The sequence below is a fragment of the Dyadobacter sp. SRI_021 genome, assembly GCF_057586235.1.
Window position 1 is genome coordinate 53553 of record NZ_JBYCZM010000006.1, and the last position, 11350, is coordinate 64902.

At 50.7% G+C, this 11350-nt stretch carries 10 protein-coding genes; 4 read left to right on the plus strand and 6 right to left on the minus strand.

Going from position 1 to position 11350, the window contains the following annotated elements; all coding sequences use genetic code 11:
- Positions 1-63: 63 nt before the first annotated feature.
- On the plus strand, positions 64-1686 hold the full coding sequence (locus AC2YIT_RS19270; protein WP_487280219.1) for a carboxylesterase/lipase family protein: 1623 nt from the start codon (positions 64-66) through the stop codon (positions 1684-1686).
- A gap of 27 nt (positions 1687-1713) precedes the next feature.
- Here AC2YIT_RS19270 and AC2YIT_RS19275 read toward each other — a convergent pair whose 3' ends face one another.
- Both AC2YIT_RS19275 and AC2YIT_RS19280 read right to left on the minus strand, forming a co-directional pair.
- On the minus strand, positions 1714-2364 hold the full coding sequence (locus AC2YIT_RS19275; protein ID WP_487280220.1) for a hypothetical protein: 651 nt from the start codon (positions 2362-2364) through the stop codon (positions 1714-1716).
- 80 nt (positions 2365-2444) lie between these two features.
- Positions 2445-2927: a CinA family protein gene (locus AC2YIT_RS19280; protein WP_487280221.1), complete on the minus strand. Its 483-nt coding sequence runs from the start codon at positions 2925-2927 to the stop codon at positions 2445-2447.
- A 194-nt stretch (positions 2928-3121) separates the two neighbouring features.
- Here AC2YIT_RS19280 and AC2YIT_RS19285 point away from each other — a divergent pair, with 194 nt between their 5' ends.
- Entirely contained in the window at positions 3122-3892 is a 771-nt protein-coding gene (locus AC2YIT_RS19285; RefSeq protein ID WP_430851432.1) for an SDR family NAD(P)-dependent oxidoreductase, read from the plus strand.
- Positions 3893-3901: 9 nt separating this feature from the next.
- Here the strand turns inward: AC2YIT_RS19285 and AC2YIT_RS19290 are convergent, their stop codons facing one another.
- Together AC2YIT_RS19290 and AC2YIT_RS19295 are read right to left on the minus strand one after the other, a co-directional pair.
- Positions 3902-6001, minus strand: a complete 2100-nt coding sequence (locus tag AC2YIT_RS19290; protein ID WP_487280222.1) for an AAA family ATPase — start codon at positions 5999-6001, stop codon at positions 3902-3904.
- Positions 6002-6076: 75 nt separating this feature from the next.
- Complete coding sequence (locus tag AC2YIT_RS19295) at positions 6077-6538, minus strand: hypothetical protein (protein WP_487280223.1); 462 nt, start codon at positions 6536-6538, stop codon at positions 6077-6079.
- A 541-nt stretch (positions 6539-7079) separates the two neighbouring features.
- On the opposite strand from AC2YIT_RS19295, the gene AC2YIT_RS19300 reads away from it, so the two are divergent.
- Positions 7080-7472, plus strand: a complete 393-nt coding sequence (locus AC2YIT_RS19300) for a T9SS type A sorting domain-containing protein (protein WP_430851438.1) — start codon at positions 7080-7082, stop codon at positions 7470-7472.
- Between the two features lie 88 nt (positions 7473-7560).
- On the opposite strand, the gene AC2YIT_RS19305 is transcribed toward AC2YIT_RS19300, so the two are convergent.
- Together AC2YIT_RS19305 and AC2YIT_RS19310 are read right to left on the minus strand one after the other, a co-directional pair.
- The gene (locus AC2YIT_RS19305; protein ID WP_487280224.1) at positions 7561-9855 is read right to left on the minus strand and encodes a multicopper oxidase domain-containing protein; all 2295 of its coding nucleotides are present in this window, start codon (positions 9853-9855) and stop codon (positions 7561-7563) included.
- A 76-nt stretch (positions 9856-9931) separates the two neighbouring features.
- Positions 9932-10780, minus strand: a complete 849-nt coding sequence (locus AC2YIT_RS19310; RefSeq protein WP_487280225.1) for a DUF3347 domain-containing protein — start codon at positions 10778-10780, stop codon at positions 9932-9934.
- A 213-nt stretch (positions 10781-10993) separates the two neighbouring features.
- Here AC2YIT_RS19310 and AC2YIT_RS19315 point away from each other — a divergent pair, with 213 nt between their 5' ends.
- The gene (locus tag AC2YIT_RS19315) at positions 10994-11248 is read left to right on the plus strand and encodes a hypothetical protein (protein WP_487280226.1); all 255 of its coding nucleotides are present in this window, start codon (positions 10994-10996) and stop codon (positions 11246-11248) included.
- Positions 11249-11350 lie beyond the last annotated feature (102 nt).

Sequence of the window (11350 nt, forward strand, 5' to 3'; positions counted from 1 at the left end):
TCAAAAATAGTTAGCACTTCTGATAATTACCAATTACTATTGTCACAAACTGAGACAATAAGAATGAAAACTTTCTTCTTCCTGGCGGCACTTCTGTTGTGCTGCGTGAGTAACACCGGCCTGTTCGCACAGGGCAACAATGGATTTGCCGTGCAGGCAAAAGTTGAAAATGGTACTATTGAAGGCCTGTACGACACCAAAACCGGCCTGCAATATTATCTGGGAGTTCCCTTTGCCAAACCGCCGGTGGGCGAGCTGCGATGGAAGGCCCCCCAGGCGCTCAGCAACTGGACGGGCGTAAAGCAAACGAAGGCTTTCGGACCCCGTGCCATACAAGCTCCCGTATTCGGCGACATGGGTTTCCGCTCGAACGGGATCAGCGAAGACTGCTTGTACCTGAATGTATGGACCCCTGCTAAACGCAACACAACCGGACTTCCCGTTTTGGTCTATTTCTACGGCGGCGGATTCGTTGCCGGGGATGGCTCCGAGCCTCGTTATGACGGCGCAGCCATGGCCAGGAAGGGAATCGTTGTGGTTACGGTCAACTATCGATTAGGATTATTCGGGTTCTTTGCCCACCCGGAATTGAGTAAAGAGGCATCTTACAAAGCATCGGGGAATTATGGCTTGCTGGATCAGGCTTTTGCATTGAAATGGGTGAACAAAAACATCGCAGCATTTGGCGGGGACCCTAAGAAGGTGACCATTGCCGGCGAGTCGGCCGGGTCGGTTTCCGTGAGCGCCCAAATGGCTTCGCCGCTGTCGAAGAACCTGATAGCCGGAGCAATTGGTGAAAGCGGCTCAGGGATGGGCGCATTATCGGCGGTACCATTGGCCGAGGCTGAAAAAATCGGGGCCGATTTTGCTCAAAAGGCCGGATACACCTCCCTGGCCCAACTCAGGGCAGCCAGTACCCGCGAGCTGTACGAGGCATACACGGAATCCAAACGTTTTGGCTTTCCTTCCGTGATCGATGGCTATTTTCTTCCAAAGGCTATGCTTGAAATTTTCAAAGCCAAAGAGCAGGCGCAAGTTCCCTTACTGGTGGGCTGGAACTCTGCCGAGATTCCGGGAACTGCTTTTACACAAGGCCCTATCAATGAAGAGAATTTGGTCAAGAAGGTAAAAGAGGCTTATCCGAATGACTGGGAAGAGGTGTTGAAAGTGTATCCGCACAGCAATGCAAAAGAAGTTGAATGGGCTGCTACAAATCTGGCTTCCGATCGGTTCATCGTTTACAGCACCTGGAAGTGGTTTGATGTACATCGGAAAAACAGCAATCAGCCCGTGTACCGTTACCTGTACAGTAAACTGCGCCCGCCTTTGATCGACAAAAACCTGACGCCCGGTCTGGCCGGCGGCGTCCAGCAGGGCGGCAATAAAATGCCAGAACCCATTGGTGCACCGCATGCCTGCGAGATCGAATATTGTATGGGGAACCTGGACCTGGTTAAAGACTACGCCTGGACACCGGATGATTACAAAGTATCGGAAACGATGCTGAATTACTTCGCCAACTTTATCATCAAAGGAAATCCAAATGGCGATAAACTTCCAGAATGGCAGGCGTCACAGCCTAACGATGCGACGCCGCCGGTAATGATTCTGAATACGGAATCGAAAGCGGTAAAATACGATGATGCCCGGTATCTGTTCCTGGATCGAAATAACAAGAGTAATTAGGCGAAAGAGCTGTTTACCGGAGGGCATCTATCTGTCGTCGGAATACGTAGCGTTGATCGGCAGATAGTAAGCCTCCGAGCGGTCTCTTACAAGGGCATAGTCATACGGGGGATCGGCGAGCGTCTGATAAGTAACCGGATTCTGTATCGATACCATCGTTGGTTGGCCCTGCAACTGGCCATCCAGCGTTGAGTACGTCAGTCGCGAAAATACCAGACTTGTTTCACCAATGGCCATATTGAGTTGCGGAGCAGGATAATACCGGTTTGGCCAGAGCACACTGGGATCGTCCGGTTCACCTCCCGCCACCGACTCACTGATCCAGTAGCCTGCCGGCGTTGCAAATGCAGGACGGGCAATCCGTTTTACGTGCAGCCTGATTTTGTATACGAGTGTTGCGGTAGTCGTGCCTGTACGGTCGTAAGAAAAAGCCGTTGTGGTGAGCAGGTGTACATTGTGATTGCCGGGTGTCAGTGCGGCATAAACGTCGGTATTGGAACTGCCCCTCATAACATCGATCTGAACGATCTCAAATTCGCAAGGATAGAGCCTCGGCGTTCCGTTTATGCGCAAACAATCAGGTTGTTCGGGCCCTCCCGGGTTAGAATGGTCCGTACAGGACAGGGCGACTACCATTAATAAGATGGAGAGGCCGGCAAGGGTTTTTTGTAAAGTCATTTCACGGATGTTAAAGTGGTGAGTGTATTATGTTGAAATTCAGTGTATTGTTGGCTGTAATTTAAACAAAATAATAACACTCATATCGTTTCCACCTCTTGCATAATCGTCTTCGCAGCCAGGTCAGCCGCGAGCAAGACGATCTGCTCTGGAGTTCCCTCGAATACCTTTCGGATAGCGATCGACCGCTCTTTGATCAGAATATGAATAAAAATGGTCCCGACAGGCTTTTGGGGTGTTTCACTTCCACCTGGTGTTGTAAGCCCGGTCACCGCCACCTGAACATCGGAACTGATCAAGTCGCGCAGGCGGAAGGCAAGCTCTCTGGTTACCTCTTCGGATTCAGGGGTAAACTGCTGAATCAGGCCGGGATCAATTCCTAAAACACATTCTTTCACTTGTGCATCGTAGCAAACAAGCCCGCCTTTCAGCATTCCGCCCGAATCCGGGCACAACGAAAATTCGGAAGCAAGACGTCCGGCAGTCGCGCTTTCAGCGAAAGCAATGGTTAGTCCACGGTCTTTTAACGTTTTACCGCAATCGAGTATAAGCTTCGAGGGCATAAATGACGATCGTTAAGTTGGTCGAATGCCTGGCTTGGTTTTAGTGCAGGCAAATTGTCAAACATAAAAAATGTGCCATTATCCATTGCAAAATAGTATCGCCTGGAAGGTTGATGGTTCGTTCAGCGATGTGTTTGTAAATGCGGAGTCTATGTCTTTGTTTAATTTAAGATGTTATAAATCAGTTAGATAATATGGATGGAAAGCTCTCTGAGAGTCTCAGTCTAAAGGGAAAAACTGCCCTGATCACAGGATCCAGTCAGGGAATCGGCGAGGGTATAGCACTGGCTTTCGCTGAGTACGGCGCTGATGTAATTCTACATTACCGCGAGGATCGGGATCAGGTGGAAGACGTGCTGGCTGAGATTGGAAAGTTCGGGGTAAAAAGCGCGGTAGCCCGTGCTGATTTCTCCAAAACGGGAAGTGTCGCATCCATCGAAAAGCAGCTGGGCAAAAAAGTGAAACCGGATATCCTGGTCATCAATGCGTCCATGCAGATTGCAAAACCCTGGGAGCAGATCACGCAGCGCGACTTCGATATCCAGATGAATGTCAATGTGAAATCGACGATGCTGCTGATACAGCGGTTTTCGCCTTCGATGATCCAAAAGGGTTGGGGACGCATTATCACGATCGGGAGTGTCCAGCAAGTAAAGCCGCATCCCGCTATGCTGGTGTATGCGGCCAGCAAAGCTGCCGTGCTCAATATGGTCCAGAACCTGGCCATGCAGCTGGCCGACAAGGGAGTGACGGTCAACAACCTCGCGCCCGGCGTGATTGACACACCCCGTATTCAGGAGCCGGTGCCCAAGGTTGAAGAACGCATCACGAAAAGGCAGGAAACGCCGCTGGGAACAGTAGGAGAGCCTCTCGACTGTGCCGCGATGGCCGTCCTTTTAGCCTCGGACGCAGGGAAGTTCATTACCGGCCAGAATATTTTCGTCGACGGCGGAATGAGCTTGTGACGCAAACCGCTAAAAAAGCTGGGCAGCCCCATTGTTGGCCAGGACGATACGGATAATGTCCTGACCGAAATCGGAGGCCCTGGCTTGTCCGAAATTTTTGATTTGTGATAACTGGGTCAATGTATGGGGCATTTTGTCGGCTACCTGTGCCAGCACGGAATCCGATACAATCGTGTACGGCTGCGTGTTTCGTTGTTCGGCGAAATGGGCCCGCCATTCAACGAGTTTGTCGAAGAGTGCTTCATTGATGGGCTGCTTCTTGCGACTGGCGGCAGATTTTGTTTCCCCCACGCCAGATTGATATTGGCTTAGCGCCCTTTCGGCCGTCAGAACCAGTTCATCCAGGCTTTGAGCCTCTGATAATCTTAGAAAGATGCCCGCTTTCAGCGCGAGGCAATACCTTAGTCGCGCCGCGGATAGATGAAAATCCGGATCCGGTGCGCGCTGATCCCATTGGGAAAGCAGATGGTTTACTTCCCGCTCCGTTTCGCCGAGTTTGGAAAAGAAATAACCAGTGGCTTTGGTTAACCTTTCGGGCAGCGCTTCGGAACTCGGCTTCTCTGTCGAATTCAGGAGAGCCAGTAGTTCTTGCCTGCGAAAACGGATACCGACCCTGATCAGATCCGTATTAATCAGCCTGGATATTGTATTAGTCTCCTGTCCGGCAGGCCCACTGTCACGACCATTTTCCCTGATAAATCCTAATACCTGTTCCCAGTATTCTGCGAGCATTGTGAAGTCAAACAGATCGAGCACCGCCTCCCGCAGGCTATCGTGCCGCTGAGCGGCCAGGCGGGAATCGTCGCAGGCATTAATCGAGGCGTTTTGCATGAAGGTTTTCACAGCAGGGGCCACCATTACACTCGCCGCGCTGACGGGTTGGAGTAATACCAGGCCTTCCAGCGATCGGCACCGGCTTAGAGCAACATACACCTGTCCGGGTGCAAATGCGGTACGTACGTCGACAACCAGCTTGTCAAAGGTCAGACCCTGACTTTTATGAATGGTTACCGCCCAGGACAATCTCAAAGGCAGCTGCGTAAATGTTCCCGCAGTCGATTCACTGATTTTACCTTCGGTCTCAGACAAGGCGTATTTCACATTCTGCCAGATTTCAGGGACTACGACAAAGTCAGAGCCGTCGTCCAAAAAGGTGACGTGCACACGCCCGTTCCCGATATGCGTGACCCGCGCCGCGCGCCCGTTGTAATATTGTTTCTTTCCCGAGCTGTCGTTTTTGACAAACATCACATAAGCCCCTTCTTTAAGGACAAGCTCCTTTTCCGCCGGATACGCCTCCGCAGGAAAGTCGGCCGAAATAGTGGCGCTGAAAACGTGTTCTGGGCTTTGCAATGCGTCGAGGCGCTGCTGGTTGATCTCTTTGACCTTGTTGTTGTGGGTGGAAAGGGTAACGTAGTCGGATAGGTCAAAGTCCGGCTGGGGAATATACCGTTCGTTTAGCGCGGACAGCGTGTTTTCAGTAACCTTACCATCCCTGACATTGTTGAGGATGTCGATAAAAACCGGGTCGCTCTGACGGTAAACACGGGATAACTCAAAGGTGAGAAAGCCGGACGCGCTCCACACGAGGCTGTCGAAGAAATAAGGGCTTCTATAAAGAGGACTTAACATCTCCCAGTCGTTGTTCGCCACGGGCGGCAACTGGTAAGGATCGCCGATCATCAGCAGCTGAACGCCGCCGAAAGGCCTCGCGGAGGCCCTCACGACCCGGAGTAGTGCGTCGAGGTAGTCGAGCGTGTCCGCCCGCACCATACTAATCTCATCGATGATCAGCAGCTGCATTCGCCGAAGCATTTTTTCTTTCTCCGGATTTACAGATCGGATGGCCGGCTGAGCGGCAGTCTTCCCGCGAATGCCGGGCATTAAAGGACCCAGCGGAACCTGGAAAAATGAATGGATGGTAACGCCGCCCGCATTAATGGCTGCCACGGCCGTCGGGGCAACGACGACCATCTCTTTGGCTAGGTTGAGGCGGATATGTTGCAGAAAGGTTGTTTTACCTGTGCCCGCCCTTCCGGTCAGAAAAATAGGCTTGTCGGTCTGCGTCAGGTAATTCTGGATGGTTTGATGATGAAGATCGAGTTGCATGCTGGTTTTTTACCGCAAATTAACCGGAATCCAGAATGCATTTGAATCGTCGTCCTATTTTATTAGCTGCCAGTCTTAAAGGGAAGCGTAGCCATGTTCCTTTGTCGGCTGTATTTTTTCCGAGTGCATCAGGAGGTCATCGGTCATTTTGACCATCTGCTTCCTATGCTGGTGGATAATTTGGGTGTTGATATTGGAATCTTCGGCCAGATCGAGCAGTATACCATATTCAGCAATGATCTGCCGGTGGGCAGTCGCAATGCTTTCGAGGGTTGCATGAATGTCCCGCCCGGTGGCGGCGGTGATGCTTCTCGCACTATCGGGACGAAACCTGTCGCCCATGCAGCACCGAAGGCCGTCATAGAAGTTAGCCATCTCCTTTTTCAACAGTGAGCAAATCATGTAATCCCGGCTTAACAACGTTCTGAGTTGAAACGGAATCTCCTCGCGCATCGCAGCTGTCAGTACCAGTTGCTGGGTTTTATAAAGACGCCAGATCTTTACAACCTGTTTCACAATCTCTTTCACGTTTTCCATGATCAGTTGATGTTTACATGAATAAGTAATATCTGTCTGACTCACCACTGAGGGGACGGAATAAGTAATGGTTGATTGAATGTATCTACAATCCGCCGGGATTCCAAGATTCTATATCCAATAATCGTGCCTTTATTAGAATTATTCTATTAATTTATTTAACATTTTGAACTTTATTTCAAGGATTATTCCAATTTCAAATCGTCAGGCCGAACCCCGTCGACAGGAATCGACGGTAGTGTTTCAAACACCGCTTTCCATCGGATGCGCTGCATTGTTTGTAACCGAAATCCTTCGTACTCAATGAACTCCGGTTACTACTCTATGAATCCCTGATTTTACTCTATGAACGAGCGTTTTTCTGGATAAGTGTCTTATTTTCTGTTGTTTAAAGTCCGATTGGGTTGATCTGTCGCTGTTCTGTGCCTATCCGTCGAATCCGTTTTGGGAGGCGAAACCGGGTGCTTAACATTGTATCGGAAGCCGGCAGCAATGACGCTGCCGACAAACGTTAAACAATCATATTTAAACATAGGTAACCATGAAAACGCTCATCGCATCCCTCTTCCTCACAGCTTCTCTCGCCTTCTCTTCCTTAGGTTATGCGCAATCGGAAACGGCGGTTTCCAACCCTACCGCCGAAGAAGTTGAAACCCGGTTTTGGGTCGTAACCACAGCCAATGGAAAAATCGAAGTGAATGTCATTAAAGCTGAAAGAGAGGTATCCGTAAATGTCCTGGATCAATTCGGGCATACATTGGCATCTAAGGTTATTGACAAAGACGATGTCGCCACCCGCACCAAATTTGATCTGAGCCAGCTGCCGGACGGTTCTTACAAGGTGGTCCTGATCGACGGAAAACACAAGGAGGTGAAAAACATCGAGTTGAATACCCGGTCGGTAGAGGCTCAGCGGGTTGTTTCCCTGGGATAATACACCAGGTAAAAGCTCCATATCCCGCCCTCCCGACCCGGTATTGCGCGTGTCCCCGGAGGGCGGGAGTGAGTTTTTGAAGGAGATATCAATAGTTTAGAGTTAGTCCGAGCCCGAATCCCATGTCACTGTCGTAATGCGCGGTGGCACCGATGTTCCGGGTAAAAATGTACCGGAGGGCCGCCATGTATTCTTTATCGGTATTGACCATCAGGTTCATTCGCAGACGGCGCGAGACGGGTATGTCCATTCTTTCCAGTTGAAAGCGGACATTGCCGTCGGTGAAAATCTCTGCCTGAGCCGTCACCAGCATCGGCAGCACATAGTTTACACCGGCGCTGAACAGCGCTCTCCGGTCTTTGGTATTCCGCTGACCGAACAGGTTGCTCTCCACTTCGTCCATTCCCATTTTGCGGTACCGCCAGTCGAAGCCAATAAAGGGCATTAGCCACTGCATTCTGCCGATATACCGGCCCAGGTGCGTTTCCACCTCGTAGCCATGGTGGTCGTTATAGCCCAGCCGCCATTCCGAACCAATGCTCCAGCGTGTGTTTTGTACCATCGCCTGGCCGTCGTTCCCGTTGGTGGCAAAGTCGTTTTCTGCCATGAAGTGAAACATCCGGTCGTCGGCGAACAGTTTACGTTGCGCTAGTTTCGGGTTCGGTATTTCGGGATTGGCAGGCGAATTTTCGTAGGAAAAGATCCCGCCCATTCCGCTCATCATGTGATACAGAATATGGCAGTGGAAAAACCAGTCCCCGCTTTCGGTAGCGGCAAATTCCAGGGTGTCGGTTTCCATGGGCATGATGTCGATCACATTTTTCAACGGTGCATTGGCTCCCTGGCCGTTGAGCACCCTGAAATCGTGCCCGTGAAGGTGCATCGGGTGCCGCATCATGGAATTGTTGTAGATGATCATCCGGATGTTCTCGCCCTTTCTGATCAGGATCTTGTCCCGTTCCGAAACCACCTTGTTGTCCATGCTCCATACGTAACGGTTCATGTTCCCGGTAAGCGTGAAGCGCAGCTCTTTCACTGGCGCATCTTTGGGGATCGAAGTTGGCTCCGGTGATTTGAGCATGGCGTAGTTCAACGTGGTGATCGACGACAATGCATTACTGTTATACATATTGACATGATTGGCGTGACCATCGCCGCCATTCATATCCGATTTGTTCGTGGGCATAGCATCGGTGCCGGCCTTCTTCTTCCTGCTTTTCTGAGGGCCTGTGATTTCCGGGTACATGACCACATTCATATCCATCTGGTTCAGGCTCATTTTCATGCCCATGTCGTCCAGGTTACCGTCCATTTTCATCATCCCGTTCATCATTTTCATCCCTTCGAAATATTTGAGCCGGGGCAATGGCGACGCCAGTTGTCTTACACCTTCCCCCAGATACAACGAGGCCGATTTGGTACGGTCTTCCGAGGTAGCCAAAAATTCGTAGGCGACCGGCGCGGCACCCGGTTTGACATCCGGAATGGTAACAATCACGTCGTACGTTTCCGAAACGGCAATGATCAGCCTGTCTACTTCCACGGGCTCGACATCGTTGCCGTCCGTAGCGACCACGGTCATTTTTCCGCCCGCGTACGTGAGCCAGAAATAGGTAGAAGCCCCTCCGTTGGAAATTCTGAGACGAACCTTGTCGCCGGGTTTGAACTGGGAAAGCTGGCTTTCATTCTTTCCATTGATCAAAAAACGGTCGTAATACACGTCACTGACGTCCATCGCTGTCATCCGTTTCCATTCATTTCCTATTTTGGTTTTGAAATAACCCTGCGCGATCGCCTCCGAGTAGCTCTGCGTCGCGCCCTTTTTAATGGCAAACCAGTCGCTGGCATTGTGCAGCATCCGGTGTACATTCTTCGGGTTCATGTCCGTCCATTCGCTGAGGATAATAGGCACGGTCGGTATGGCGGGTTCTTGTTTTTTGTTAAGGATCATCGAGCCGTACATGCCGATCTGCTCCTGCAATTCGGTATGGCTGTGGTACCAGTGCGTTCCGTTCTGGATAATGGCAAAGCGGTATAAATGTGTCGTATGCGGCTTGATGGGCATTTGCGTGAGGTTAGGTACGCCGTCGTATTGGTTGGGAAGGAACAACCCGTGCCAATGGAGCGAGGTTTCTTCATCAAGCTCGTTGTGTACGTAGATTTCTGCGGTGTCGCCTTCCGTAAATGTCAGGGTAGGCATGGGGATTTGTCCATTCACCGCGATGGCTCTTTTGGGTGTACCTGTGAAATTGACGATAGTATCTTGTACATATAAGTCGTATCGTACGATCTTCTGAGCGAACAGTCTGTGGGAAAAAACAGAGAGGAAAGCCGCCCATAATATAACAGGCGTTATCCACGGGATTTTTTGAAAATCCTTCATAAAAGGTGCGTTGATTAAGGAAGAGAATGCTGTCCCGCAAGCGTCGGTGTACAACGCTTGCCGGGACAACCTTCGACTATTTGAGCGTTTCGGTGGTTTTGCCGCAATTCAGCATCTGGGCACCATAGTAAGGATTTTTGATAGCGGGTATCTGGCTGAGCCAGTTCGCCCCTTTCCCTTCTTTGGCCATCGGGCAATGCTGGTAGTACACCGGCTCCGCAGGTTTCGCCGCCTTGATAACCTTGTACATGTTCTCCGAAAGCGATGAGAAATGGTCTCTCTGGTGGCCCACATCTTTGGTCTCAGAAATGTGGTCCGCATCGAAATCCAGGTCTTTCATCACTTTCATCCACACATTGTGCTGCTCATGGCCGAGCTCGTTCATCTTCACTTCCTTGATCGCTTTAACCAGGCTGGCCGCCTTCAAAGAGGCTGCATTGCCGTCCGAAGCTACCAATGCGTCTTTGATCCCATAGTAGGCTTCCAGCACCGGTTTCAGCGGATCGGCTTCGGTGGGTTGGGCTGCGGCATTACCCATTGCATGGTGTTCGTGTGCAGCTGGTTTTACATCAGCGGGTTCGCTTTTACCTGTGCGTTCGTACCGGCAGCATGCTTCCAGTTCGGCATAAGCCTTGTCAGGCGCGAGGTAAGTCTGATTATCGAAACCGGCCAATGCGATCTTTTTCAGGATGGCGTCCAGTGAAGTCTTTTTGCTGTCGTAGGTAATCGAGGCAACCTTCGTTTCCTTGTTCCAGCTCGCTTCGGAAATGTTCTTTTCAAATGCGGCGGATTCAATAAGCGCTTCGCATAACGCACACGAACCGTTCACTTTTACATTTTCAGTCACTGCGTTTTTGATCGCTGCCTGTGATAGTATGGCGGATAGCAATAACACCACTGCCATCCATATTTTTATTGATTTCATCGGAATAAGTTTAAGCTGTTACAAAGTTTTAAAGACCCCGGGAAAGCAGGTGAGCATTCCCGGACAGGCATACCTGTGGCAGGCACTCCTGTGGCAAGCATACCTGTGGCTGTGAGGAGCCTAACAGCTTATATTGGGAGGCATCCAAAGCGCGAGATAGACGGGCTTTGGAATAGCCTGCCGGAAAAACCAGGAGACGTTATTGTTCACTCCATGAAAAGGCTTTTCGAAGAGATCGACGGACTGGGCCTTTATTGCAAAAGCCGTAGCCGGGTGTGCACAGTCGCAGCCCGACTCGCCACAGTGATGCATGCATTGTTTGCAATGACCCGATTGATGATGGGTGTGGCAGCTGTTGCGGCGAGGTTGTGTGTGCCTGATCTCTTTTTTAACGAAGGCGTGTTTGCTACCGCATGCGTAACCCGGCCGGCCCGAAACGAGCAGGCAGAAGATCGTGAGCACCAGTAATATGCAACCTTTCATGAGCAGGACAGACAGCTTTCAACGCTGCAAAGATCACCGTTTGTCTGCCAAATTTTCTACATAATTTTTCTCGTGTTTTACATAGTT

Excerpts from the sequence above, each read along its gene's own strand:
- AC2YIT_RS19270 (WP_487280219.1), top strand. The coding sequence starts at position 64 with ATGAAAACTTTCTTCTTCCTGGCGGCACTTCTGTTGTGCTGCGTGAGT.
- AC2YIT_RS19275 (WP_487280220.1), bottom strand. The coding sequence starts at position 2,364 with ATGACTTTACAAAAAACCCTTGCCGGCCTCTCCATCTTATTAATGGTA.
- AC2YIT_RS19280 (WP_487280221.1), bottom strand. The coding sequence starts at position 2,927 with ATGCCCTCGAAGCTTATACTCGATTGCGGTAAAACGTTAAAAGACCGT.
- AC2YIT_RS19285 (WP_430851432.1), top strand. The coding sequence starts at position 3,122 with ATGGATGGAAAGCTCTCTGAGAGTCTCAGTCTAAAGGGAAAAACTGCC.
- AC2YIT_RS19290 (WP_487280222.1), bottom strand. The coding sequence starts at position 6,001 with ATGCAACTCGATCTTCATCATCAAACCATCCAGAATTACCTGACGCAG.
- AC2YIT_RS19295 (WP_487280223.1), bottom strand. The coding sequence starts at position 6,538 with ATGGAAAACGTGAAAGAGATTGTGAAACAGGTTGTAAAGATCTGGCGT.
- AC2YIT_RS19300 (WP_430851438.1), top strand. The coding sequence starts at position 7,080 with ATGAAAACGCTCATCGCATCCCTCTTCCTCACAGCTTCTCTCGCCTTC.
- AC2YIT_RS19305 (WP_487280224.1), bottom strand. The coding sequence starts at position 9,855 with ATGAAGGATTTTCAAAAAATCCCGTGGATAACGCCTGTTATATTATGG.
- AC2YIT_RS19310 (WP_487280225.1), bottom strand. The coding sequence starts at position 10,780 with ATGAAATCAATAAAAATATGGATGGCAGTGGTGTTATTGCTATCCGCC.
- AC2YIT_RS19315 (WP_487280226.1), top strand. The coding sequence starts at position 10,994 with ATGAAAAGGCTTTTCGAAGAGATCGACGGACTGGGCCTTTATTGCAAA.